Genomic DNA, 23,817 nt, shown 5'->3' with positions numbered 1-23,817 from the left:
GCAACCCCGCAGCCACCCGCTGGAACGGGCGGTCATGAGAACCGCCGCCTGGCTGCTCGACCACCCGAGCGCGTACGCCCTGGCCCGGCAAGGGGCCACCCGCACCCGCGGACTCCGCCTCGCCGAACTCCCCCTGCCCGGGCCGGCACGGACCTGGCGCAACACCCGCGAGATCCCCCGGCTCCCGGACGTCCCGTTCCGCACCTGGTGGAAGAAGCGCCCTGCCGGAGACGGACCCGACACGCAGCCCGCGGGAGAGGACACCCGGCGATGACCCCCGGCAACGAGGCGCCTGCCTCCGCGACCTCACGCGAGAAGGTCCTCGCCCGCATCCGGGCCGCCCTCGGGGACGCCCGCACCACCGGCGTGAAACCACTCGACCCCGCCGTCCGCACGTACCAGGACACCCACGTTCCCGACGACCCCGCGTCGGTCCTGCGGCTCCTCGCGCACAACCTCGCCGACTACCGCGCGGGGGTCCACCACTGCACGCCCGGCGACCTCCCGGCCGTGATCGCCCGCCTCCTGGCCGACCGGGGCGCGGCCACCGCGGCCGTGCCCCCGGGCCTGCCACCGCACTGGCTCGACGCGGTCACCGGCACCCAGGTGGTCCACGACGACGGCACGCTGACCGCCCGCCGCCTCGACACCATCGACAGCGTCGTCACCGGATGCGCCCTGGCCGTCGCGGAGACAGGCACCGTCGTCCTCGACGCGGGACCCGGCCAGGGCCGGCGCATCCTCAGTCTCGTCCCCGACCACCACATCTGTGTCGTCGCGGCGCCCGAGCAGGTCGTCACCTCACTGCCCCGGGCGCTCCCCCGGCTCGACCCCCGGCGGCCCATGACCTGGATCTCCGGACCCTCCGCCACCAGCGACATCGAACTGGACCGCGTCGAAGGCGTCCACGGCCCCCGCACCCTCGACGTCATCCTGGTGAGTTCGTCACCGCCGAGCGGCTGACCTTGAGCGCCCACGCCACGAGCGGGGCCTGGACGGGGAGGCGGCCGTAGGCGGCGGCCTTGTACGGGGTGGGGTGGTGCCGCCAGTCGTAGGCCATCTTGACGTTGGCGGGGAAGACGGCGACGAAGAAGCCGGCGGTGAGCAGCGCGCCGGTGCGGCGGGTCGCGGGCAGCGCGACGGCGGCGGCCAGGGCGAGTTCGGCGACGCCGCTCGCCCGGGTCCAGGTGCGGGCACGTCCGGGCAGGGCGTCGGGCACGATCGCGTCGAACGGCTGCGGGCGGAGCAGGTGCGCGGTGCCGGCTGTGGCGAGCAGACCTGCGAGCAGTCGGGCGGAACGTGCGGACACCGGGACCTCCTGGGGGCCGGGCGGGCGCGGCTCCCGCCGAGGCCCTTACCCTACTGGCGAGTAGCCCGGAGGCAAGACCGCCCGGCACCGCCCGGCGCTGTCGCGGATCACGTGACCGCGGGGGTCATCAGGCTGTCGCGGCGGACGAGCGCGGCGTACCGCCCGTCGAGCGCCACGAGTTCGTCGTGGGTGCCGCGTTCGACGATCCGGCCGGCGTCGAGGACCACGATCTGGTCGGCGTCGCGGACGGTGGACAGCCGGTGGGCGATGGTGAGCGTGGTGCGTCCGGCGGACACGGCGTCGATGGCCTGCTGGACGGCGGCCTCGGTGCGCGTGTCGAGCGCGCTGGTGGCCTCGTCGAGGATGAGCACCGGCGGGTCGCGCAGGATGGTGCGGGCGATGGCCAGCCGCTGCTTCTCGCCGCCGGAGAAGCGGTAGCCGCGTTCGCCGACGAGGGTGTCGTAGCCGTCGGGGAGGCCGTCGATGTGGTCGTGTATCTGCGCGGCCCTGGCGGCGTCGCGGATCTCCTCGTCGGTGGCGTCCGGCTTGGCGAAGCGCAGGTTCTCCGCCACCGAGGCGTGGAAGAGGTACGTCTCCTGGGAGACCACGCCGACCGCGGAGGACAGCGTGTCGAAGGTCAGGTCGCGCACGTCGGTGCCGTCGATGGACACCCGGCCGCCGGTCACGTCGTACAGCCTGGGCACCAGGTAGCTGAGGGTGCTCTTGCCGGAACCGGTGGCGCCGACCACGGCGAGGCTGCTGCCCGCGGGCAGGTCGATGTCGAGGGACCGCAGGGTGGGGGCGGCGCCGTTCTCCGGGTCGTAGGAGAACTCGACGTTCTCGAAGCGGACATCGCCGCGGACCCGCTCGATGTGCCGGGCGTCGGGCTTCTCGGTGATGTCCACGGGCAGGTCGAGGTACTCGAAGATGCGCTGGAAGAGCGCGAGCGAGGTCTGCACCTGCACGCCGGTGGCCAGCAGCGAGACGGTCGGCCGGAACATGCCCTGCTGGAGGGAGACGAAGGCGACGAGGGTGCCGATGGAGATGGCGGGGCCGCCGTGTCCGGTGGTCAGACCGGCCGCCCAGTACAGCAGCGCGGGCATCGCGGACATGACGATGCCGATCACGGCCATGCGCCAGCGGCCCTGCATGTTGGAGCGGACCTCGAGGTCGACCAGGCGCTCGGACTCGGTGCCGAAGTCGCGGGTCAGCGACTCGCTGCGGCCCATGGTGCGGCCGAGCAGGATGCCGCTGACCGAGAGGGACTCGGTGACGATCGCGGACATCGCGGCCATCTGCTTCTGGCGCTCGGTGGTGATCTTCTTGCGTTCGCGGCCGACCTTGCGGGCGACCCAGACGAACACCGGGAGCAGCAGCAGGGAGACGACGGTCAGCCGCCAGTCGAGGGCGAGCATGGCGACGACGGAGGCGATCACGGCGGTGGCGTTGGACACCAGCGAGGTCGCGGTGGAGGTGACGGTGGCCTGCATGCCGCCGATGTCGTTGGCGATCCTGGACTGCACCTCGCCGGTGCGCGTCTTGGTGAAGAACGCCAGGGACATGCGCTGCAGCCGCTCGTAGACGGCGGTGCGCAGGTCGTGCATGACGCGCTGGCCGACGGTGGTGGAGATCAGGGTCTGCAGCACGCCGAAGACGCCGTTGGCGACGGCGGTGGCGATCATGCCCAGGGCGAGCAGGCTGAGCAGCCCGGTGCGGCCCTGGGGGATGGCGGTGTCGAGGATCGCCTTCAGCAGGAAGGGCGAGGCGACCGAGACGAGGGAGGACAGGGCGACCAGCACGCCGACGACGGCGAGGCGCCCCCGGTAGGGGCGGAACAGCCGCACGATGCGGCGGACGTCGGTGGGGGTCGCGGGCTTCTTCTTCGGTGGGGTCCACCGGGAGGTGAGGTCGTTTTCGGGGCGCAAAGGACTCCTCGGGTCGCGGGTCCCTGCCGGGCCGGTCTGTGGGCACGGCGGGGTCAGGACATAGGGAGTATAGTTCATTGTTACCTATATTCACAATGAACGAGGTCCTGATACCCTCGGAGTATGGAAACGCGCACGATTCCGTCCCGTGCCTCCGCTGACCAGGAGGGCCCCGGCGACCGTCCCGCGGAGGGGCCGGACGAGGTGACCGGCCGGCTCGCCGACCAGTTGCTCGGGCTGAGCCGGCGCCTGCACCGCGCCCAGCGGCGGCTCATGGAGCCGCTCGGCGTCACGCCCGCCCAGGCTCGGCTGCTGCGTGCCCTGGCGCACTGCGCGGAGCCGCCGCGGATGGCCGACCTCGCGCAGCGGCTGGAAGTGGTCCCGCGTGCGGTGACGACGCTGGTGGACGCCCTGGAGGCGGGCGATCTGGTGCGGCGGGTGCCGGACCCGGACAACCGCCGGGTGATCCGGATCGAGCTGCGCGACGAGGGCTCCCGGGTGCTGCGGGAGCTGCGCCAGGCGCGCCGCACCGCGGCGGCCGAGCTGCTGGCCCCGCTCGACGACGGCCAGCGGGCGGCGCTCACCGCGCTGCTGGCCGCGCTCGACGACGAGGAACCGCACGCCGGCCGGTGACGGCCGTGCGTCACCGGGGCGAGGCGTCACGGGAACCGCGCGTTACTTGGACAGGTTCGCGCCGTGGTCCGCGGGGCCGCCCTGGACGACGACGGTGGGGGCGAGCTGGCTGGTGCAGGCGCTGCAGCGCCGGGCGGCGGCCGGCACCGCGGTCAGGCACTCGGGGCATTCGCGCACCGGCGCGCTGGTGGCCTTGGGGAAGAAGCGCTCCTGCATCTTGTTCATGGGGAGCACCACCAGGAAGTAGATCACCGCGGCGACGATCACGAAACTGATCACCGCGTCGATGAACACTCCGTAGGGGAACGTCACGCCCGACGCCTTGAACGACCTGGCGCTGAAGTCACCGGTCGCGCCGCTGGCCAGGCCGACGACGGGCGTCAGGAAGGCCTTGACGAAGCCCGTCACCAGAGCGGTGAAGGCCGCGCCGATGACGATGCCGACGGCGAGGTCGACGACGTTGCCGCGCAGCAGAAATGCCCGGAAGCCCTTCATGGGTGGGGGTCCCCTCTGTGGTCAAGATTTTTGGGAAGCCTCAGCATGCCAAGTCCGCCACAGAGGGGCCAATCCGTGTGCCGACGGTCACACGGAATGTTCGTCAAAGCGTCAGTTGCGCCATGTGTCGTTCAGGACGATCTTGCCGGAGGCGGGAACCGTGGCCGTCCGGTTGGCACCCGACTCCCAGGTGACGGCGCCGCTGGAGTCCTTCCGGATGTACTTGTACTGGAAGGCCGTGCCGGCGGGCATCGACACGTCGGCCTTCCACACCGGGTAGCTCGCCGAGGAGAGCGGAACGGCCTTGGAGGTGTCCCAGCCGCCGAGAGCGGCGCTGTCGCCGGCCACGAAGATGTTCTGGCCCATCACGGTCGTCGCGTTGACGGCGAAGGAGGCGCCGGCCGACGGGTCGGGTGTGCCCCCGCCGGTGCTGCCGGTGGTGCCGCTTCCGGTGCCGGAGCAGGGCGCGCCGGCGTAGAGGGCGACGGCGTCCCCGGCGCCGACGGTGGCGGTGAACCTCCCGTCCGAGCCGACCGTGTAGGTGGCGCCGCTGTGCTGCACGTCGCAGTAGGTGCCGGCGGGCAGTGACGTGGTGAAGGCCTGGGTGATCGCGCCGCTCTCGTGGTTGATGGCCACGTAGCCCTTGCTGCCGCGGCCGAAGGCGATGGCGTTGTTGCCGTTGTCCCACCAGTTGGTCACGCCGGTGCCGGCGACCGCGTTGCGGAACCCGACCATGTTCGCGATCTGCGGCCAGGCGTGCTGGCACTTCCAGCCGTCGGCGTAACAGGCGTTGACGGTGCCGCCGTTGGGCGGGCCGGCGTCGTTGTCGGAGAACTCGTAGCCGGAGTAGACGTTCGGCGAACCGTACGGCCAGGCCAGCATGTAGACGTTGGCCAGGGTGTAGGTGTTGCCGTACTTGTAGTTGAGCGTCGAGCCGTTGCGCTCGGTGTCCCAGTTGTCGACGAAGGTGCGGGTGTTGGCGCTGGGCAGGTAGCCGGCGCCCCAGGACGCTCCCCAGTTGCTGAGGTAGGCGAGCTTCTCGCTGGTGAAGATCCGCTTGAGGTCGTAGGCGCCCTGGAAGGCGTCGACGTCGCCGGTACCGGTGTACTCGCCGGGCTGCACCGCCTCGCCCGCGCCGTAGATGACCTCCTGCGCCCAGAAGATGTTCGGGTTGGACAGCTTGGCCTTGATCGCCGCGAGGTCGGTGGCCGCGATGTGCTTGGCGGCGTCGATGCGGAAGCCGTCGGTGCCCAGACCGATGAGGTGGTTGAGGTAGCCCGCGATGGTGGAACGGACGTAGTCGCTGCCGGTGTTGAGGTCCGCGAGACCGCTCAGCTCGCAGTTCTGCACGTTGTCGCGGTTGGTGTAGTCGGTGATGTTGGTCCGGCAGGAGTGGAAGTCCTGGTCCTGGTAGTACCCCGGGTAGTTGTACTTCGTGTAGGTGCTGCCGCCGGTTCCGGTGCCCGACCCGGCGGACATGTGGTTGATCACGGCGTCGGCGATCACCTTCACGCCGGCGGCGTGGCAGGTGTTCACCATGGAGCGGAAGGACGTCTCGTCGCCGAGCCGGCCGGCGATCCGGTAGCTGACCGGCTGGTAGGAGGTCCACCACTGGGAGCCCTGGATGTGCTCCTCGGGGGGTGAGACCTCGACGTAGCCGTAGCCGTCCGGGCCGAGGGTGCTGGTGCAGGCCTGCGCGACCGAGTCGAACTTCCACTCGAAGAGCGTCGCGGTGACGTCCTTGCCGCCGGGCGGGGCGGCCTGCGCGGGATGCTGTCCGGAGACGGCGATCAGGCCGGCTGCCGCGACGAGCGCGGCCAGCGCGCCGTTGAGGACGCGGGATCTCATGGGCGGCTCCTTCGGGAGACGGGCAGCGTGCTGCCCTCGAAGGGCAGCCACGCGCCTGGCCGCCGGGTGGGGGAAGGGAGCCCGGTCCCTCGGGCTCCGCCGAGGAGCTTCCCGCCGCCGATGCGTACACGTCAATACGTCGGCGGAAGAACTTTCGCGCTCTTGCTGCAAGGGGTTGCGAGGAACGGCCGCCGGGACACACGCCGGCACCGGGCCGCGATGGGTCCCGGGATGCGCCGGCGCGGTGGTGTGACGCCTCGTCAGCCCGCGAGATCCGCGGTGTCGCCCATGACGATGACGGGGTGCGCGGACGGTTGCAGCGTGTGCAGCAGGTACCGCATCGCGTCCTGGGAGACCGTCACACAGGCCGATGTGCCGACGCCGTGGTCGAGGTGGATCCAGATCCCGCCGCCGCGCGACTCGCCCTGCGGGCGGGCGGGGTCGCTCGGGGACCTGCCGATGACCCGGTTGTAGTCGATGGCGATGACGTAGTCGAAGTCGTGGTGGTAGCTCTTCGGCCAGTACGCGGGCGTGGTGAACGCCGTCGACTGGTGGTATGGCAGCCGGGAGCCGGGGTCGGCGAGGAGACCGCCGGCGTCGTGCAGGGTGAACACGCCGACCGGGCTCTTCAGGTCGCCCTCGTGGTGCTGGAGGGTCCACCCGTGGATGGCGTTGTGCGACGGCCAGCTCGGGCCGCGGTGCCACACGCCACCGCTGCGCGTGAAGAGGGTGACGCTCGACTTCGAGGTGGTCGGGCTCGCGCCGTAGACGACCAGCGCCTGCCGCGCCGAGGCGGGGACCCGGTCCGTGAGACGGGGTCCGACGCCGGGCAGGGTGCGGGTGTCGGCCGCCGGGGCGGCGTTCGGGCGCGGGGTCCCCTTCGGGGACGCCGGGGAGCCGGCCGGGGCTCCCTTGCCGCCGCAGCCGGTGAGCAGCAGCGCCCCCGCCGTCGCCGCCACGAGCAGCACCGTTCGTACGCTGCCTGCCGTCCGGCGCATCGCGCCCCTCTCGTTCGGGCGCCCTCGAAGACGCCGTCGTTTCGTCGTACCGCTCTCGTGCCGCTCGTCCTGCCGGCCCTCCGGCCGAGCGGTCCCGCCGCCCGGTCACGGCTCCGCCCCACGGCCTCCCCCGAACCTACCCCGGCGGTCGGCGCGTTCCGTCCGGGCCCGCCGAAAACCGGTTGACCCGGCTCCGCCGACGCGCGAACCTTGCACGGCTCCTGACCACTCCCGGCAGGATTCATCCGCATGCGCACCGGATGACCGGATGATCCAGGTTCGTTGCCCCTCGTCATCCCGTACCGCCCACCCTCGCAGAGATCCCAGGACCTCATGCCGTCCCTCCGCAGTCTTCCGTTTCCCGACCCCGGCGTGCCCGACGTCCGCTCCGGGTTCCGCTTCCTGCTCTGGCTGGAACTCCGCCAGTGGCGCGGGCAGGCGGCCGCCGCCGCGTGGGGCACCCTCCACATGGCCGCCGTGGCCTGCTTCCCGGCCGCCGTCGGCATGGCCGTCCAGGCCGTCGTCGACCGCTCCGGCACCCGCCTCGCACTGGCAGGCGGCCTGATGCTGCTGCTCGGCGTGCTGACCGCGCTCGGCGACACCTTCCTGCACCGCACCGCCGTGACCAACTGGATCTGCGCGGCCGCCCGGGTCCAGCAGCTGCTCGCCCGCAAGACCGTCGAACTCGGCTCGGTGCTCACCCGCCGGGTCGCGGCCGGCGAGGTGGTGGCGGTCAGCACCGGCGACGTCGAGAAGATCGGGTGGTTCGTCGAGGCGCTGGCCCGCTTCACCTCCGCCCTGCTCGCCACGATCGGCATCGCCGTGGCCCTGCTGATCTACGAGCCCCGGCTCGGCCTGATGGTGGCGGCCGCGGTGCCGGTGCTGGCACTGGCCGTGCTTCCCCTGCTGCCGGCCGCGACCAGACGGGCCGACCTGCAGCGCGAGAAGGCCGGCAAGGCGACCGAGCTGGCCGCCGACACCGTCGCCGGACTACGCGTGCTGCGCGGCATCGGCGGCGAGGACCTGTTCCTCGAACGCTATCGCCGGGCGTCGCAGGAGGTGCGGACCGCCGCCGTGCACAGCGCCCGGATGTGGGCGCTGATCTCCGCGGTGCAGGTCGCCCTGCCGGGTCTGCTGCTGATGGGCGTGGCCTGGTACGGGGTGCGGCTCGCGCTCGACGGCCGGATCTCGGTGGGCGAACTGGTCACCGTGTACGGCGCGGTGGGCTTCCTGATGCTGCCGCTGCGGAACTTCCAGGAGATCGCGATGGCCTGGTCGTTCTCGCGGCCCTCGGCCAAGCGGGCGGCCCGCGTGCTGGGGCTGCGGCGCGCCACCGTCGCCGCGCCGGGCGCCGCGCCCGACGCACTCGGCCCCACGGCCACCGCTGCCGCCACCGAAGGTGCTTCGAGCGGCATCGCCGACCCGACAGCCGAGGACGCGGACACCGCCGGGACCGCGGCTGCGGCCGGTGACCTGCACGACCCCACCTCGGGCCTGACCGCCCCGGCGGGGCTGCTGACGGCCGTGGTCTGCGGGGACCCCGACACCGCGGGACGGCTCGCCGACCGGCTGGGCGGGCACAGCCCGCAGGCCGCGGAGGGCGAGGTCTCGGCGGAACTCGGCGGCCGGCCGCTCGACCTGATGCCGCTCGCGGCGGCCCGCGCGGCGGTGCTGGTCCAGGACAAGGACCCGGTACTGCTGTCCGGCACCCTCGCCGAATTGCTGGACCTGCCGTCCTCCGGTCGGGTCGGCGCCGACGAGGCGCTCGCCGCCGCCCAGTGCCAGGACGTGCTCGACGCGCTCGTGCAGTCCCTGGCGGGCCCCGACGCGGAGTCCGGCGACCCCATGCGGGCACGGATCACCGAGCGGGGCCGCTCGCTGTCCGGCGGCCAGCGCCAGCGCCTGGCGCTGGCCCGCTCGCTGGTCACCGACCCCGAGGCGCTGGTCCTCGACGAGCCGACGTCGGCCGTGGACGCGCACACCGAGGCACGGATCGCGCGCGGCCTGCGCGAGATCAGGACCGGGCGCACCACGGTCGTGTTCACCTCCAGCCCGCTGGTCCTGGACCGCGCCGACCTGGTGGTGTTCGTCGACGAGGGCAGGGCCGCGGCGAGCGGCAGCCACCTGGAGCTGCTGCGGAGCAGCCCCCGTTACCGCGCGGTGGTGACCCGCGAAGCCGACGCCGGGACCGGCCCGGGCGAGACCGTGCCGCCGCAGGCCGGACCCGAACCCTCGGGCGAGGCACCCGGCCGCGCGGCCGCCCGTCCGGACGGCCGCCGTACCGCCCCACCGATGGAGGAGTCCGCATGATCGGCGTGCGACCGCCGGAGTACGACCCGGCCGCGCCGCAGCAGAGCACCACGCTGCCGGTGGGGTCGCCGGCCACCGTCCGCGCCTATGTGCGCGACCTGGTCCGGCGGCACCGGCGCGACTTCGGCCTGCTGATGGGCGCGAACACCGTCGCGGTGGTGGCGTCCATGGTCGGGCCGTACCTGCTGGGCGGCATGGTGCAGGACCTGTCGACCGGTCACCGGGACATCCACGTCGGCCGGATCGTCGTGCTGTTCGCGGTGGCGCTGGTCGTCCAGGCGTTCTTCGTGCGGCTGGAACAGCTGCGCGGGTCGGTCCTGGGCGAACGGATGCTCGCGGACCTGCGGGAGGACTTCCTGGTGCGTTCGGTGGCCCTCCCGCCGGGCGTGCTGGAGCGGGCCGGGACCGGTGACCTGCTGTCGCGGATCACCACGGACGTCGACCGGCTGTCGAACGCGATGCGGGAGGCCGTGCCACAGCTCGTCATCGCCGTGGTGTGGGCGGCGCTGCTGCTGGGCGCGCTGACCTTCACCTCCCCGCCGCTGGCGCTCTCGGTACTGGTCGCGGTGCCGCTGCTGGTCGCCGGGTGCCGGTGGTACTTCCGGCGGGCGCCGCAGGCGTACCGGTCCGAGGCGGCGGGGTACGCGGCGGTCGCTGCGGTCCTCGCCGAGTCGGTGGACGCCGGCCGCACCATCGAGGCACACGGTCTGGGCGCCCGCCGCGAGGAGCTGTCCCGGCTGCGCATCCGGCAGTGGGTGGCCTGGGAGCGGTACACGATGTGGCTGCGCAGCGTGCTGTTCCCGGTCATCAACCTCACGCACACCGTCATCCTGGCGGCGGTGCTGATGATCGGCGGCGTCTTCGCCCTCAACGGCTGGGTCACCGCGGGCGAGCTCACCACCGGCGCCCTGTACGCGCAGATGCTCGTCGACCCGGTGAACCTGATCCTGCGTTGGTACGACGAGCTCCAGGTGGCGCAGGTGTCGCTGGCCCGGCTGGTCGGCGTCCGCGAGGTCGCGGCGGAGGACGGCGACGCGGACATCGCCCCGGACGGCCGTCACGTGGCCGCCGAACAGGTGCGGTTCGGCTACCGGGCGGGCACGGACGTGCTGCACGACGTCACGCTCAGCGTGGCGCCGGGCACCCGGCTGGCGCTGGTCGGGCCGTCGGGCGCGGGCAAGTCCACGCTGGGGCGGCTGCTGGCCGGTATCTACGCGCCGCGGGTGGGCGAGGTGACGCTCGGCGGGGCCCAGCTCGCCCGGATGCCCGCGGAGCGCGTCCGCTCGCACGTGGCCCTGGTCAACCAGGAGCACCACGTGTTCGTCGGCTCGCTGCGCGACAACCTGCGGCTGGCGCGGGCCGGCGCCGCCGACGAGGAGCTGTGGGCGGCGCTGGCCGCGGTCGACGCCGAGGACTGGGCACGGGCCCTGGACGGCGGTCTGGACACCGAGGTCGGCTCGGGCGGCGCCGCGCTGACCCCGGCCCAGGCGCAGCAGCTCGCGCTGGCCCGGCTGGTGCTCGCCGACCCGCACACCCTGGTCCTCGACGAGGCGACCTCGCTGCTCGACCCCAGGGCCGCCCGGCATCTGGAACGCTCGCTCTCCCGTGTGCTGGACGGCCGGACGGTGGTCGCCATCGCGCACCGCCTGCACACGGCCCACGACGCCGACGTGATCGCGGTGGTCGAGGACGGGCGGATCAGCGAACTCGGCAGCCACCACCAGCTGGTCGCGGCCGACGGCGCGTACGCGGCGCTCTGGCGGTCCTGGCACGGGTGACGGCTGGGGCCCGCGTTTCCCCCGTTTCCGCGGCCGGCCCGCGCGGGCCGGCCGCGGAGACCCGGGGCCGTGAGCCGGTGAAGACCGGGCAGCTCAGCCGATGAAGCCCAGGGCGCCGAGCGCACTGGCCCCGCCGACCAGGAAGATCGCGGGCGTCAGCAGCTTCAGCTCCACCCAGCTGCCGGCCCGGAACCGCATGAACTTCGGCGGTCCGAGCGGGTACCAGCGCTTGCGGCCTATCGGTATGGGCCACAGGATCGGGCAGCCGGAGACGGTGATCGCGTCGCCGACGCAGTGCGCCAGCGCGCCCACGATGATCGGCAGGCCGATCCACATGTAGTGCTGGCCGGGCTGGGTGAACAGCCAGTCCTTGCCGTTTCCCGGGTCGTCCAGTACATCGGCGAGCACCCACGCGCTGGTCGCGCCGAGCAGCCAGACCAGCACGTCGCTGGAGACCCGGGCCGCCCGCCAGAGCAGGCCCTCCACCGCCAGCACCATGTGGACGAAGAGGATCGCCAGCACCGCCCAGCGGCCGCCGTAGACCGCTGCCGCCGAGCAGCCGCAGCCGATCAGCGCAGCCCACACGGCGGTGTGCGTGAGGGTGCGGTGGCCGCCGGAACGACGCGGGTCGCGCTTGCCGCGGGTCGCGTTGTAGGTGGCGTGCGCGATGGCGTCGATGATCTTGCACGCGGCGCGGGACAGCGGGCCGAAGGACCGGGAGATCGTGGCGGCGTGGTGGTCCAGGTCGGGGGCGAGGGCCGCGCCCGCACAGATCAGCGCACCGACCACGAGCGTCGGCCACGGCATCGGGTGCCCGAGGCCCGCGGCCACGGCTCCCACTCCCATCCAGGCCGCCGCTCCGGACAGTGAGTGCGCAGGTCCCATCATGGTGTTGCCCAGCCCCCCTTGACCGCCGTCCTCAGGCGGAGTTGACGCATCGTTGACGGCACACCCTACCGGTGATGATCACGGTCCCCGTCCTCCGGTTCCGCCTCCGGCCGCGGGGCCAGGCAAGATGGAGGGGTGACCCTTATCGATCAGCTGCCGTCCGACGCCGACCCCGACGCCCTCTTCGAAGCCTTCTCGACGTGGGCGACCGGTCAGGGCATCACGCTCTACCCGGCCCAGGAGGAGGCGCTGATCGAGGTGGTCTCGGGGGCGAACGTGGTCCTGTCGACTCCCACCGGATCGGGAAAGAGCCTGGTCGCGGCCGGTGCGCACTTCGCCGCGCTGGCCAGGGACGACGTCACGTTCTACACCGCGCCGATCAAGGCCCTGGTCTCGGAGAAGTTCTTCGACCTGTGCAAACTGTTCGGCACCGAGAACGTCGGCATGCTCACCGGCGACGCGTCGGTGAACCCGGACGCGCCGGTGATCTGCTGCACCGCGGAGGTGCTGGCCTCCATCGCCCTGCGCGACGGCCGGGACGCGGACGTCGGCCAGGTGGTGATGGACGAGTTCCACTTCTACGCCGAGCCGGATCGCGGGTGGGCCTGGCAGATCCCGCTGCTGGAGCTGCCGCAGGCGCAGTTCCTGCTGATGTCGGCCACGCTCGGTGACGTCACCCGCTTCGAGGAGGACCTGACCCGCCGCACCGGGCGGCCCACCGCGGTCGTCCGCTCGGCGACCCGGCCGGTGCCGCTGTCGTACGAGTACCGGACGACACCGCTGACCGAGACGCTCACCGAGCTGCTGGACACCCGCCAGTCCCCCGTCTACATCGTGCACTTCACGCAGGCCGCCGCGGTGGAGCGCGCGCAGGCGCTGATGAGCATCAACATGTGCACGCGGGCCGAGAAGGACGCCATCGCCGAGCTCATCGGCAACTTCCGGTTCACCACCGCCTTCGGCCGTAATCTGTCGCGGTTCGTCCGGCACGGCATCGGCGTGCACCACGCGGGGATGCTGCCGAAGTACCGCCGGCTGGTGGAGAAGCTCGCCCAGGCCGGTCTGCTGAAGGTGATCTGCGGAACCGACACCCTGGGCGTGGGCGTCAACGTGCCCATCCGGACCGTGCTGTTCACCGCGCTGACCAAGTACGACGGGCAGCGGGTGCGGGTGCTGCGGGCGCGGGAGTTCCACCAGATCGCGGGCCGGGCCGGGCGCGCCGGGTTCGACACCGCCGGGTTCGTGGTGGCGCAGGCCCCGGAGCACGTCATCGAGAACGAGAAGGCGCTGGCCAAGGCGGGTGACGATCCGAAGAAGCGCCGCAAGGTGGTCCGCAAGAAGGCGCCCGAGGGGTTCGTCAACTGGTCGGAGAACACCTTCGAGAAGCTGATCGCCTCCGATCCGGAGCCGCTGACCTCGCGGTTCCGCGTGACCCACGCGATGCTGCTGTCGGTGATCGCCCGCCCGGGGAACGCTTTCGAGGCCATGCGCCGGCTGCTGGAGGACAACCACGAGGACCGGCGGTCCCAGCTGCGGCACATCCGCCGCGCCATCGCCATCTACCGCTCGCTGCTCGACGGCGGCGTGGTGGAACGGCTCGACGAGCCGGACGCCGAGGGCCGGATCGTCCGGCTGACCGTCGACCTGCAGCAGGACTTCGCGCTCAACCAGCCGCTGTCGACGTTCGCCCTGGCCGCCTTCGACCTGCTGGACCCCGACTCCCCGTCCTACGCGCTGGACATGGTGTCGGTCGTGGAGTCCACGCTGGACGACCCGCGGCAGATCCTCGCCGCCCAGCAGAACCGGGCGCGCGGCGACGCGGTGGCCGCGATGAAGGCCGACGGGGTGGAGTACGAGGAGCGCATGGAACGGCTCCAGGACATCGCCTACCCCAAGCCCCTGGAGGAGCTGCTGATGCACGCCTACGGCGTGTACCGCAAGAGCCATCCGTGGGTCGGCGACCATCCGCTGTCGCCGAAGTCCGTGGTCCGGGACATGTACGAACGCGCCATGACCTTCTCGGAGTTCGTCTCCTACTACGAGCTGGCCCGCACCGAGGGGATCGTGCTGCGCTACCTGGCGAGCGCGTACAAGGCTCTGGAGCACACCGTGCCGGACGACCTGAAGTCCGAGGACTTCCAGGACCTGACGGCCTGGCTCGGCGAGCTGGTCCGGCAGGTCGACTCCAGCCTGCTCGACGAGTGGGAGCAGCTCGCCAACCCCGAGGAGGAGAGCGCGGAGGAGGCCGCCGAGCGGGCCGACCAGGTCAAGCCGGTCACCGCCAACGCCCGCGCCTTCCGGGTGCTGGTGCGCAACGCGCTGTTCCGCCGGGTCGAGCTGGCCGCGCTGGAGAAGTTCGACGAGCTCGGCGAACTCGACGCGGAGGCCGGCTGGGACGCGGACGCCTGGGCGGACGCCATGGACGCCTACTGGGACGAGTACGACGACCTCGGCACCGGCCCGGACGCGCGCGGCCCGAAGCTGCTCCGGATCGAGGAGCAGCCGCAGCACGGCCTGTGGCGGGTCCGGCAGACCTTCGACGACCCCGCCGGCGATCATGGCTGGGGCATTTCCGCCGAGGTCGACCTGGCGGCGTCCGACGAGGAGGGCCGCGCGGTGATCCGGCTGACGGACGTGGGCGAGCTCTGAGCCCTGAGGCCCGGGCCGTGTGGCGGCGCACCCTGCACGCCGCGGCCCGGGCCGGCCGGCGGGGAACTCGGGGCCTCCCGGTCCGGGCCGCCCGGCGGCCGCCGCCCCAGCGCCTCGGCCAGCGCCACCAGCCCCGCCGCGATCTCGTCCGGCGCGTCGGCCGTCGTACTGGTTGACGTACCAGCGCACCGGGCGCACACAGCCCGCTCTGGCCAGGCGGACGAACCGGTCCCGGCTGATGCCCATGACGTCCGCGGCGCCGCCACTGCTCACCAGCCGTAGCCGCTCCAGCAGGGTGTCCGGACATCCCTCCGCCGCGTGCAGCCGGTCCAGTTCGGCCCGTGGCACCTTCCACACGCCCGGCCCGCACACGACCGTGCGCACCTCGCCCACCTGCAGGGCGACTTCGAACTCGTCATAATCGAGGGCCAGTTCGTCCCGAGCCTGACTCAGGGAGACCAGCTCCCCCGCGTCAGCCGGCAGCCCGGCGGACTGCCCCCGCGACGTCCCGCGCCTCTTCACTGTCCTCATGACCGTCACTCCCCCGCGCTCTGTTCATCACTGACAGTGACGAATCTAGCGCGGTCGGGCGACAGCCGTCGGAAGCCCTGTGGATAACCCGGACGAGCGGGAAGCGCCCGGCCCCTACCCGCGCGGCGGCACGCCGAGGTGCTCGCCGACCTGGTGCACGAGGCGGGTCATCTCATAGGCGACCTGGCCGATGTCGGCCTCCATGCCACTCAGCACCGACAGGCAACTGCCGTTCCCCGCCGCGGTGACGAAGAGGAAGCCCTCGTCGAACTCGACCATCGTCTGCCGGACGCCGCCGGTCCCGAACTGCCGCCCCGCGCCCTTGGCGAGGCTGTGGAACCCGGACGAGACGGCGGCCAGGTGCTCGGCCGTCGCACGGTCGAGCTCGCCGCTCGCTCCGGTGACCAGCCCGTCGCTCGACAGCACCAGAGCGTGCTGCACGTGCGGCACCCGCTGCGTCAGATCGTCGAGCAGCCACGCGAGCCCGTTCCCCACCGTCATCCCCTACCTCCGCCCTCCGCTGCGGTAGGCAGCCTCTTACCTCCGGCGCGCCACGGCAACCCCCTCTCGGGACGACGCGGCCCCGCGCATGCCCCGCACCGCCGCTCGCCGACGGTTTTCGGCCGCCGTGCGGGGTGCCGGGCCAACGTCCGCGACTCGGATCGCCGGCATGCGACCATGACGCATGGCCAGGACACAGCGCGATCGGCAGCAGACCAGGGAGTTCTTCGCCGCCAGGGCGGTCGGCTGGGAGACGCGATATCCGGACGACACGCCCGTCTACGCGGCGGCGGTCGGCGAACTGGGCCTCCGCCCGGGCGACCGCGCCCTGGACGCGGGCTGCGGGACGGCCCGGGCGCTGCCGCAACTGCGCGCGGCGGTGGGCCCGTCGGGCACCGTCGTCGGCGTGGACGTGACCCCCGAGATGCTGCGTGAGGCGACGGCGCTGGGCCGCGCCGCGGACGGCGCCCTGCTGGAGGCCGACAGCGAGCAACTGCCAATGCGCGACGGCGCCTTCGACGCCGTGTTCGCCGCCGGCCTGGTCAACCACCTCACCGATCCGTCGGCGGGCCTGCGCGAACTCGCCCGGGTGACGCGGGCCGGCGGCCGGCTCGCGCTGTTCCATCCGCTCGGACGAGCCGCGCTGGCCGCCCGACGCGGCCACACCCTGGAGCCCGACGACGTCAGGGCTCAGCCGCGGATCGGCCGGATCCTGGACGCCACCGGCTGGGAACTGGGCCTCTTCGACGACTCCGACGCGCGCTACCTGGCGGTGGCGGTCAGGCGGCGCTGACCGCCACCGCGCCCACCCGGGCGTAGGCGGCCGGGGCGTCGAGCACGAGGCAGTGCCCCGCACCCGGCACGATCACCGCCTCTCCGCCTGGCCACCCACCGCCCGCCGCCCGCCGCCCGCCGCCCGCCGCCAACAGGCTCGTCCCGTCGCACCCCAGCGGTTCTCGTCGCGCTTCCACGACGGCGACCGGGCGCTGCGCGCCCATGACCTGGACGCCCCCTTCCGGCAGGGCATCCTCGTCGTCACCCGCGCCACCAGAGCGGCCGAACTCCATTGGCTGCGCGGGACGTTGCCGGCGCTCGGCGCGCAGTCCCCGGCCACAGGCCACGGCGCCCCGCGGACGGCCCCTCGTCGGTGAGGCTTCATGGAGACCGCGTGCAGGTGCGGTGAAGGCAGGCCCGGGCGGATTCCGGCGCTCCGCAGACTCTCGACGTGACGGTTACCCGCTGGTTAAGGTGCGCGGACCGGGACGACAGGGAGACGACGGATGGCCGCGGCCGAGACACCAGAGGACGACGTACTCGCACGCGACGGCGCGACCGGCGTCGCGGTCGGTGGCGCCTTGGACGCCGCGGTCGGTGAGGCGATCGACGACGACGCGCTGCTCGTGCTGACCGCCGCGCTGCTGACGCCCGGCCAGTACCCCGGTGTGCTCGGTGACGACTACCCCTCCGCGTGCGCCGGGCTCGGCCTGGAACCGGTCGAGGACGGCTACGGGCTGGTCTTCGGCCAGGACGGCACCGGCGCGCGCTGGACGGTGGCGACCACCGACGCCTGGATGGTGGCCTGTGCGCTGGCCGCGTGGGACTGCGGCCTGGAGTACGACCTGTCTCCCGACGAGAGCAGCATGATCGCGTCACTGCCGGGCTGGCCGGTGCCCGTCGCCGTGTCGGTGCCCGGCATCCCCGCGCCCTTCGACCCCGACGAGGAGACCGCCGGCGGTCCCGCACTGACCCCTCCCGACCCCGCCCAATGGGGGCCGGCGCAACGCCGGCTCGGCGCCGACGAGATCGCGATCCACTGGCGCGAGTGGCGCGACCAGTTCGACGCGGCCGGCGACGAGGAGGCCGCGGACGCTCCCGCGGACACGGCGGCGCCGGACCAGCAGGCGGCTGCCTCCGAGGAGGACCCCGCGCGGGAGCAGCCGGGCCCGGGCGGTGCGGCCGATCCCGGCGGGACGGCCGGCCGGAGCGCGGAAACCGGCCGAAGCACGGAGACCGGCGGGAGTACCGCGGAGTCCGACGAAAGCACCGCGGAGTCCGGCGGCGGGGACGACGCCGGAACGGCCCGCGAGGACGATGCCGTACCGGCCGCGCAGGGACCCGTCTCGCACTCCGGAGTGCGGCGCGTCCTGGAGGCGGCGGAGGCCTATGTGCGCACTCCCCCGCCGCCCGGGCGGGTCCGGCTCGCCTACGGGTCGGTCCGGGCCGACGGGCCCGGCTGGAGTCTGGTGGGCCGGGCCGACGACATGGCGTTCGCGCTGCTCGACGACGTGCCCGGCGAGATCCTGCCGATCGGGCGCGGCCCCTCGCTCCCGGTGCTGATGGAGGCCCTGGGCAGGCTGGCCTCCGCGCCGGCCACGGCGGCGGCGTCTTCCTGAGCCCGGGCCCTGGGCCGCGCCCTCACCCGGCGCGCCGGTCCGCCGCCACCGCGTCCGCCACCTTGCGGGCCGCGACGAGCACCGGATCCCAGACGGGCGAGAACGGCGGCGCGTAGCCGAGGTCCAGGTCGACCATCTGCTCCACCGTCATGCCGGCCGTGAGGGCGACCGCGCCGATGTCCACGCGTTTGGCGGCGCCCTCCCTGCCGACGATCTGCAGGCCCAGCAGCCGCCCGGAGTTCCGTTCGGCGATGGCCTTGACCGTCATCAGCCCGGCGTCGGGGTAGTAGCCGGCCCGGCTGGTGGACTCCACCGTGGCGGTGACGAAGCGCAGTCCGGCCGCCCGGGCCTGGGACTCCTTGAGGCCGGTCCTGGCGATCTCCACCGCGCAGACCTTGCTCACCGCCGTGCCCACGATCCCCGGGAAGGTGGCGTAGCCGCCGCCGATGTTGGTGCCGATGATCCGCCCCTGCTTGTTGGCGTGGGTGCCCAGCGGCACGTGCTGCTCGGTCCTGGAGACGAGGTTGAGCACCTCCACGCAGTCCCCGCCGGCCCAGACGCGGTCGGTGCCGCGGACCCGCATGGCGCGGTCGGTGAGCAGGCCGCCGTAGGCGCCGAGCGGCAGTCCCGCGGCGCGGGCGAGCTCGGTGTTCGGGCGGACGCCGAGGCCCAGCACCACGATGTCGGCGGGATGTTCGGCCTCGTCGGTGACGACGGCGCGGGCGCGGCCGTCGGGGCCGGTGAGCACCTCGCGGACGGCGGCGCCCGAGGCGATCCGCACCCCGAGCTGTTCCATCTCCTTCCGCACCAGGCGGCCCATGTCGGGGTCCAGGGTGTTCATCGGCTGGTCGTTGCGGTCGACGAGGGTGACCTCCAGACCGTGGAGCAGCATCGCCTCGGCCATCTCGACGCCGATGTAGCCGCCGCCGACCACGACGGCGCGGCGGACGTCGCCGCGGTCGAGCGCGGCCAGGGCCGCCTCCCCGTCGTCGAGGGTCTGGACGCCGTAGACGCCCGGGGCGTCGATGCCGGGGATCGGGGGCCGGATCGGCACCGCGCCGGTGCCGATCACCAGATGGTCGTACGAGGTCCACTCCTCGCGGCCGTCGGCTCCCCGGCTGCGCACCCGGCCCCGGTCCGGGTCGATCTCCGTCACCTCGGTGCCCAGCCTGAGGTCGATCCCGCGGGCGCGGTGCTCGTCGGCGGTCCGGGCGATCAGGGCCTCGGGGCCGGAGACGGTGCCGCCGATCCAGTACGGGATGCCGCAGGCGGAGAAGGAGGTGTGGCGGCCGCGCTCGAAGGCGACGATCTCCAGGTCCTCGGCGGGCCTGCGGCGGCGGGCCTGTGAGGCGGCCGTCATGCCGGCCGCGTCGCCACCGATGACCACCAGACGTTCCGTCATGTCCCGCGGCTCCCCTTCGTGTGCTGGTCGGCTTGCGGTCCGTGGTCCGGTCGGCGCGCTGCGGGGCCCGCGGTGGACAACGTCCCCGACCGCACTCTACGTGCGCGACCGCGGCCCGCCCTGTCACACCTCGTCAGACCGTCCCGGGCCACCGGCCCGGTCTCGGCGGTCGGTACGTGAACGTGCCCGCGATGCACGGGCGTTGGATCCGTTGCCGGCGAGGAGCCGGCTTCCCGGAAAGGCTCCTCGCGAAAGGCTGCTCGCGTCCACCCTGCCCGTCACGCATGGGTGGGCGCGAGCAGGTCTGGGTGCTGGCGCCGGGCCGCCTCGGGGTGTGCTCGCAGCCACCCCTTGAGGGCGTTGCGGCCGTACTCCGCGTACAGCGGGTTGCCCTCGTCCTCGCTGATCCCGGGCGCGTCGGAGGCGTACGGGAAGTCCAGCGGGACGACCCGGCCGTCCAGCCGCGGGTTGTAGAAGAACGGCACGGAGAACCGCTGCCGGGCGCCCGGCGGCGACACCACCTTGTGGTTGGTCGCCTTGAGGTAGCCGTTGGTGGCGACCTCCAGCAGTTCGCCGAGATTGACCACGAACGCGCCCTTCATCGGCGGCACTTCGTGGAAGAGTCCGTCCGCGCGCTGCACCTGGAGCCCGCCGACGGAGTCCTGCAGCAGCAGGGTGAGGAAGCCGTAGTCCTTGTGCGCGCCGACGCCCTGGCCGGCGCCCGCCGCCCCGTCCGGCGCGCTGCCCGGGTAGCGGACCAGCTTGAGTTGGAGGTGCGGGGCCGGGGCGAAGATGTCGTCGTAGAAGCCGGGGTCGGCGCCGATCGCGGCGAGCAGTTCGCGCAGCAGCAGCCGGGAGACGCGGCTGAGCCGGTCCATCCAGTCCAGGGCCGCGGTGCGCAGCGACGGCAGGGCCGGCGGCCACCGGTTGGGGCCCTGCAGCCACCAGTAGGCGGGCTCACCGGGTCCCGGTACGCGCGCGGGCCGTTCCGCGCCGATGTCGAGCTGGTCGCGCCAGTCGCGGCGGCCCTGGGTGTGCTCGTCCCCGGTGCGGGTGTAGCCGCGGAAGTGCGGCGAGTCGAGGTTGGACAGTGCGGAGCGGTCCGCTTCCGGAAGCGCGAAGAAGTCCCTGACCTGTGTCATCAGCGCGTAGGTCTGCTCGGCGGTGACGCCGTGGCCGACGAGCTGGAAGAAGCCGGTCTCGTGGGCGGCGGTGTGCAGGCGATCACGCAGGGCCCGCCGGACCTCGGAGGTGCAGCCGTCGGCCGCCGCGGAGAGGTCGATCACGGGAAGTTGCTGGGCACCTGACATGGCTCGGTTGAAGGTCCCGGAAGTCCCGGAGGTGCCGAATGTCCGAGAGGCCCCCGAGACCCTCTACGGCCAGCGTACGTCCGCCCGGGCCGCCACGCGCGCGGCCCGGACGGAACCCGTCATGCCCCGGTGTGCCGCTCCGCGGCGAGCCGGGCGCGGGCCTCCATCAGCGCGAAGCCCAGCAGGTTCAGGCCGCGCCAGGCCGCGGGGTCCTCGGCCCGCGGGTCGTCGGCGGCCAGCCCGATGCCCCACACCCGGTCCAGCGGGCTGGCCTCGACCAGCACGCGCCGGCCGGTGCCGAGCAGGAAGTCCCGCAGGTCGGGGTGCTGCCCGAACTTGTGCACGCTGCCCTCGGTGACCAGCGCGAACCGTTCGCGCCGCCACACCTCGTCGTCGAAGCCGCGGACCGAGCGGCCCACGTCCTTGGCCGTCTTGGGGTGTCCGGCGGTGAGGGCGCGCCGCTCGGCCTCGGCGTCACCGAACAGCCGGGCCTTGCCGGCCATCATCCAGTGCTCGGCGGTGGCGTAGGTGACGCCGTCGACCGAGAACGGCGACGGCCACCACTGGCTCAGGCAGCCGGGTCCCGCGGAGCCGTCGCGCTGCGGCCGGTGCCCCCAGAAGTGCAGGTACTTCACACGGCCGCCGGTCGCGGTGCGGGCGACGAGACCGGCCACGCTGCGGATGGCCTCGGCTGGTTCTGCGGTTGCCGACACGGGGGCTTCGGTCCCTTTCTCTGGCGCCTGCCGCGCGGGCTCAGACGGTCTCCAGCGGGCGGTGGGGCGCGGCGGGCAGTTCGACGGCCACGGTGTCGTCCGGGCGGACCTCGCCGCCCCGCACGACGACGCTCATGATCCCGCACCGGCGGACGATGTCGCCGTGCTCGTCCCGACCGACGACCCGCTTGAGCAGGCCGTCGCGGAACCGGTCGATCTGCAGGCAGGGGTTGCGCAGGCCGGTGACCTCCACGACGGCCTCGGGGCCCAGACGCAGCCGCGTCCCCACCGGCAGGGCCAGCAGGTCGATGCCGCGGGTGGTGACGTTCTCCCCCAGGTCGCCGGGGGCGATGGTGTAGCCGGCCGGACGGAGCTCGTCGAACAGCTCGGCGTGGATGAGGTGGACCTGGCGCAGATTGGGCCGGGTGGGGTCCTGGGCGATGCGGGAGAGGTGCTGGACGGTGACGCCGAGGTGCGCGTCACCCTCGACACCGAGGCCGGCGAGCAGCCGGATGGTGTCCTGGTTGATCTTGCTGAACCGGTGTGTGGTGTCGCGGCTGACCGCGACCACCGTGCCGCTGTTCATCGGAAACGTCGTCCCCTCGATCGGATGCCCTGACCCGATGACTCAGCCTATCCGGGGACGTCGCTGGTCAGCGACCGATTTGCCGCCGGCTCACCCGGCGCAGCCGGCGCCGCTGGGAGGAGTCGAGGGTCAGATAGGCCGCGGTCGGGACTCCGATGATGATCAGGAAGGTGACCCACCAGGGGACCCAGATGAGCAGGATCAGTCCGATCGCCACGCCGCCGACGATGAGCTTCGTTCTGTTCGACATGCCCCGCCTCCCGTTCACGGCGGCCTGCGCCGCGCCCTCACCGTACTACCAGTGGAACGCGGCGCAGGCCACCCCGGTTCCCGGCCTCAGCCCAGCTCGGCCGCCGGGGTGAGGTGCGGGGCGGGGGCGGCGGGCCGCAGCGCGGGGGTGCGCTGCTGGGCCGCGGCGCCCGGCCGGGTCGCCAGGGCCCCGGCGCCGCCGACCAGCGGCAGGTCCAGCTCCGAGTGCGACAGGTCCACCGTCACGGTGGGCGTGGTGGAGGCGGGCAGGATCAGCCCGTTGTCGGTGCCGGCGACGATGAGCGCGAGCCGGTGCCCGGCCGGCACCACGTGGTCGGTGGCGGCGAGCTGGATGGTCATCGTGTAGGGCTTGCCGGGGGTGAGGGCCACCCCGTGGGCGAGGGACCGGTAGTGGCCCAGGTCGGCCCAGCCGCGGCTGAAGACGGTGTGGTCGACGGTCTCGGTGTCGGCGGCGGTGTCGAGGTAGCACGCGCTGTCGCCGGGCGTGCTCTCGCCGTAGCAGGAGCGGGTGGACAGGGTCGTGATGCCCTCGCCGCCGCCCAGGAAGTCACGGATCGTCGCCGGGCCGAGGTCGACCAGGACGGCCGACAGGTGGGCGCTGGACGTGGACGGGGTGGCGGTGACCGTGACCGTTCCGCCGCCGGAGATCCGCAGGTCCTTGGCGAGCACGCCGGTGGTGAAGACCGTCTTGGCCGGGGTGGCGGTGTCGGCCGCGGCGGCCCAGTCCTCCTCCCACAGGTTCGGGTCGTCGGTGAACGACTCGGTGCCGGCCGTGCGGCCCCTGCCGAGCGTGCCGAGGCCGTTGACCCCGGTGGCGCCGAGGCTCAGCGCGCTGGTGCGGGTGCCAGGGGCGGGCCACACGCGGTCGGTGGTCCACTGGTCGACGCCGCGCTCGATGTCGGCCATGGGCTCGCGCTGGATGCCGTTGTCGACGCCGAGCAGGTAGTGGTCGAACCACCGCTGCAGGGTGGGCACCCAGGCGGAGCGCCGGTAGTCGAACGGGTCCACGTGGCCGGTCTGGGACAGCCACACCTTGCGTTCCACCCCGTGCTGCGCGATGGCGGTCCACCACTGGCCGAAGTGCTTGGTGCGCACGTTGAGGTCCTGCATGCCCTGCACGGCGAAGACGCTGGCCTTCACCTTGCCGGCGTCCTTGACGTAGTCGCGGTCGGTCCAGAACGGCGTCCAGTCGCCGGAGCGCGGCGAGCCGGCGATGATCTTCTGCTGCTCGGCGGCGCAGGAGGCGTGCGCGCTGTCGCTCTCCACGTAGTCCGACAG

22 protein-coding genes and 1 pseudogene are annotated in these 23,817 nt (G+C 73.1%); 8 read left to right on the top strand and 15 right to left on the bottom strand.

The features are described from left to right. Together K7862_RS34995 and K7862_RS34990 are read left to right on the top strand one after the other, a co-directional pair. Positions 1-274 (top strand): lactate utilization protein LutB domain-containing protein (locus K7862_RS34995; RefSeq protein ID WP_222969413.1); only part of this gene is annotated, 274 nt, incomplete at its 5' end. After that, a complete protein-coding gene (locus K7862_RS34990) occupies positions 271-963 on the top strand; it encodes a LutC/YkgG family protein (protein WP_222969411.1) in 693 nt (230 codons plus the stop codon). The genes K7862_RS34995 and K7862_RS34990, both read left to right, overlap by 4 nt. Here the strand turns inward: K7862_RS34990 and K7862_RS34985 are convergent. After that, on the bottom strand, positions 929-1,309 hold the full coding sequence (locus K7862_RS34985; RefSeq protein ID WP_222969409.1) for a DoxX family protein: 381 nt from the start codon (positions 1,307-1,309) through the stop codon (positions 929-931). The genes K7862_RS34990 and K7862_RS34985 overlap by 35 nt on opposite strands. Positions 1,310-1,416: 107 nt before the next feature. Continuing rightward, positions 1,417-3,312, bottom strand: coding sequence for an ABC transporter ATP-binding protein (locus tag K7862_RS34980; protein ID WP_222969408.1), 1,896 nt, complete (start codon positions 3,310-3,312; stop codon positions 1,417-1,419). Positions 3,313-3,357: 45 nt separating this feature from the next. On the opposite strand from K7862_RS34980, the gene K7862_RS34975 reads away from it, so the two are divergent. Beyond that, positions 3,358-3,867, top strand: coding sequence for a MarR family winged helix-turn-helix transcriptional regulator (locus tag K7862_RS34975; RefSeq protein WP_222969407.1), 510 nt, complete (start codon positions 3,358-3,360; stop codon positions 3,865-3,867). Between the two features lie 42 nt (positions 3,868-3,909). Here K7862_RS34975 and mscL read toward each other — a convergent pair whose 3' ends face one another. From mscL to K7862_RS34960, 3 genes are all read right to left on the bottom strand, one after another. Next, entirely contained in the window at positions 3,910-4,362 is a 453-nt protein-coding gene (gene mscL / locus K7862_RS34970; protein ID WP_222969406.1) for a large conductance mechanosensitive channel protein MscL, read from the bottom strand. A gap of 111 nt (positions 4,363-4,473) precedes the next feature. After that, complete coding sequence (locus K7862_RS34965; RefSeq protein ID WP_222969405.1) at positions 4,474-6,210, bottom strand: carbohydrate-binding module family 20 domain-containing protein; 1,737 nt, start codon at positions 6,208-6,210, stop codon at positions 4,474-4,476. Positions 6,211-6,470: 260 nt separating this feature from the next. Continuing rightward, positions 6,471-7,208, bottom strand: coding sequence for a hypothetical protein (locus K7862_RS34960; RefSeq protein WP_222969404.1), 738 nt, complete (start codon positions 7,206-7,208; stop codon positions 6,471-6,473). Positions 7,209-7,541: 333 nt separating this feature from the next. On the opposite strand from K7862_RS34960, the gene K7862_RS34955 reads away from it, so the two are divergent. Both K7862_RS34955 and K7862_RS34950 read left to right on the top strand, forming a co-directional pair. After that, a complete protein-coding gene (locus K7862_RS34955; RefSeq protein WP_222969403.1) occupies positions 7,542-9,518 on the top strand; it encodes an ABC transporter transmembrane domain-containing protein in 1,977 nt (658 codons plus the stop codon). Then, entirely contained in the window at positions 9,515-11,296 is a 1,782-nt protein-coding gene (locus tag K7862_RS34950) for an ABC transporter ATP-binding protein (protein ID WP_222969402.1), read from the top strand. Before K7862_RS34955 ends, K7862_RS34950 begins: the two co-directional genes overlap by 4 nt. Positions 11,297-11,389: 93 nt before the next feature. Here the strand turns inward: K7862_RS34950 and K7862_RS34945 are convergent, their stop codons facing one another. Beyond that, on the bottom strand, positions 11,390-12,184 hold the full coding sequence (locus K7862_RS34945) for a metal-dependent hydrolase (RefSeq protein ID WP_222969401.1): 795 nt from the start codon (positions 12,182-12,184) through the stop codon (positions 11,390-11,392). 135 nt (positions 12,185-12,319) lie between these two features. Here K7862_RS34945 and K7862_RS34940 point away from each other — a divergent pair, with 135 nt between their 5' ends. After that, positions 12,320-14,833, top strand: a complete 2,514-nt coding sequence (locus K7862_RS34940) for a DEAD/DEAH box helicase (RefSeq protein ID WP_222969400.1) — start codon at positions 12,320-12,322, stop codon at positions 14,831-14,833. A gap of 177 nt (positions 14,834-15,010) precedes the next feature. On the opposite strand, the pseudogene K7862_RS38565 reads toward K7862_RS34940, so the two are convergent. Beyond that, positions 15,011-15,364 (bottom strand): annotated as a pseudogene (locus K7862_RS38565) (DUF6397 family protein); the annotation flags it as partial. 114 nt (positions 15,365-15,478) lie between these two features. Next, positions 15,479-15,865 (bottom strand): roadblock/LC7 domain-containing protein, encoded by a 387-nt coding sequence (locus tag K7862_RS34930; RefSeq protein ID WP_222969399.1) that lies wholly within the window; start codon positions 15,863-15,865, stop codon positions 15,479-15,481. Positions 15,866-16,049: 184 nt separating this feature from the next. Here K7862_RS34930 and K7862_RS34925 point away from each other — a divergent pair, with 184 nt between their 5' ends. After that, positions 16,050-16,658, top strand: coding sequence for a class I SAM-dependent methyltransferase (locus K7862_RS34925; RefSeq protein ID WP_222969398.1), 609 nt, complete (start codon positions 16,050-16,052; stop codon positions 16,656-16,658). Here the strand turns inward: K7862_RS34925 and K7862_RS34920 are convergent. Next, positions 16,645-16,863, bottom strand: a complete 219-nt coding sequence (locus K7862_RS34920) for a hypothetical protein (protein WP_222969396.1) — start codon at positions 16,861-16,863, stop codon at positions 16,645-16,647. The two genes, K7862_RS34925 and K7862_RS34920, sit on opposite strands and share 14 nt — an antisense overlap. A gap of 282 nt (positions 16,864-17,145) precedes the next feature. On the opposite strand from K7862_RS34920, the gene K7862_RS34915 reads away from it, so the two are divergent. Next, a complete protein-coding gene (locus K7862_RS34915) occupies positions 17,146-18,258 on the top strand; it encodes a hypothetical protein (protein WP_262414277.1) in 1,113 nt (370 codons plus the stop codon). A 22-nt stretch (positions 18,259-18,280) separates the two neighbouring features. Here the strand turns inward: K7862_RS34915 and K7862_RS34910 are convergent, their stop codons facing one another. From K7862_RS34910 to K7862_RS34885, 6 genes are all read right to left on the bottom strand, one after another. Continuing rightward, on the bottom strand, positions 18,281-19,660 hold the full coding sequence (locus K7862_RS34910) for an FAD-dependent oxidoreductase (protein WP_222969394.1): 1,380 nt from the start codon (positions 19,658-19,660) through the stop codon (positions 18,281-18,283). A gap of 278 nt (positions 19,661-19,938) precedes the next feature. Beyond that, on the bottom strand, positions 19,939-20,970 hold the full coding sequence (locus tag K7862_RS34905) for an isopenicillin N synthase family dioxygenase (RefSeq protein ID WP_222969393.1): 1,032 nt from the start codon (positions 20,968-20,970) through the stop codon (positions 19,939-19,941). A gap of 119 nt (positions 20,971-21,089) precedes the next feature. Beyond that, entirely contained in the window at positions 21,090-21,644 is a 555-nt protein-coding gene (ybiA, locus tag K7862_RS34900) for a riboflavin biosynthesis intermediates N-glycosidase (RefSeq protein ID WP_222969415.1), read from the bottom strand. A gap of 79 nt (positions 21,645-21,723) precedes the next feature. Beyond that, positions 21,724-22,269: an MOSC domain-containing protein gene (locus tag K7862_RS34895; protein ID WP_222969391.1), complete on the bottom strand. Its 546-nt coding sequence runs from the start codon at positions 22,267-22,269 to the stop codon at positions 21,724-21,726. Between the two features lie 67 nt (positions 22,270-22,336). Continuing rightward, positions 22,337-22,519 (bottom strand): tail-anchor membrane protein, encoded by a 183-nt coding sequence (locus K7862_RS34890; RefSeq protein ID WP_222969389.1) that lies wholly within the window; start codon positions 22,517-22,519, stop codon positions 22,337-22,339. Between the two features lie 86 nt (positions 22,520-22,605). Next, positions 22,606-23,817, bottom strand: a 1,212-nt coding sequence (locus K7862_RS34885) for a CocE/NonD family hydrolase C-terminal non-catalytic domain-containing protein (RefSeq protein WP_272493249.1), incomplete at its 5' end; no start/stop codon positions are given.

Source organism: Actinacidiphila acidipaludis (assembly GCF_019890725.1).
Taxonomy (GTDB): domain Bacteria; phylum Actinomycetota; class Actinomycetes; order Streptomycetales; family Streptomycetaceae; genus Actinacidiphila; species Actinacidiphila acidipaludis.
Note: the sequence above shows the minus strand (reverse complement) of the source record. Positions and strands in the feature narration are given on the sequence as shown.

Coding starts and splice junctions, on each gene's coding strand:
- K7862_RS34930 (WP_222969399.1), bottom strand. CDS start 15,865: ATGACGGTGGGGAACGGGCTCGCGTGGCTGCTCGACGATCTGACGCAG.
- K7862_RS34990 (WP_222969411.1), top strand. CDS start 271: ATGACCCCCGGCAACGAGGCGCCTGCCTCCGCGACCTCACGCGAGAAG.
- K7862_RS34950 (WP_222969402.1), top strand. CDS start 9,515: ATGATCGGCGTGCGACCGCCGGAGTACGACCCGGCCGCGCCGCAGCAG.
- mscL (WP_222969406.1), bottom strand. CDS start 4,362: ATGAAGGGCTTCCGGGCATTTCTGCTGCGCGGCAACGTCGTCGACCTC.
- K7862_RS34965 (WP_222969405.1), bottom strand. CDS start 6,210: ATGAGATCCCGCGTCCTCAACGGCGCGCTGGCCGCGCTCGTCGCGGCA.
- K7862_RS34905 (WP_222969393.1), bottom strand. CDS start 20,970: ATGTCAGGTGCCCAGCAACTTCCCGTGATCGACCTCTCCGCGGCGGCC.
- K7862_RS34920 (WP_222969396.1), bottom strand. CDS start 16,863: ATGGGCGCGCAGCGCCCGGTCGCCGTCGTGGAAGCGCGACGAGAACCG.
- K7862_RS34910 (WP_222969394.1), bottom strand. CDS start 19,660: ATGACGGAACGTCTGGTGGTCATCGGTGGCGACGCGGCCGGCATGACG.
- K7862_RS34975 (WP_222969407.1), top strand. CDS start 3,358: ATGGAAACGCGCACGATTCCGTCCCGTGCCTCCGCTGACCAGGAGGGC.
- K7862_RS34915 (WP_262414277.1), top strand. CDS start 17,146: ATGGCCGCGGCCGAGACACCAGAGGACGACGTACTCGCACGCGACGGC.
- K7862_RS34925 (WP_222969398.1), top strand. CDS start 16,050: ATGGCCAGGACACAGCGCGATCGGCAGCAGACCAGGGAGTTCTTCGCC.
- K7862_RS34955 (WP_222969403.1), top strand. CDS start 7,542: ATGCCGTCCCTCCGCAGTCTTCCGTTTCCCGACCCCGGCGTGCCCGAC.
- K7862_RS34980 (WP_222969408.1), bottom strand. CDS start 3,312: ATGAACTATACTCCCTATGTCCTGACCCCGCCGTGCCCACAGACCGGC.
- K7862_RS34895 (WP_222969391.1), bottom strand. CDS start 22,269: ATGAACAGCGGCACGGTGGTCGCGGTCAGCCGCGACACCACACACCGG.
- K7862_RS34945 (WP_222969401.1), bottom strand. CDS start 12,184: ATGATGGGACCTGCGCACTCACTGTCCGGAGCGGCGGCCTGGATGGGA.
- K7862_RS34890 (WP_222969389.1), bottom strand. CDS start 22,519: ATGTCGAACAGAACGAAGCTCATCGTCGGCGGCGTGGCGATCGGACTG.
- K7862_RS34960 (WP_222969404.1), bottom strand. CDS start 7,208: ATGCGCCGGACGGCAGGCAGCGTACGAACGGTGCTGCTCGTGGCGGCG.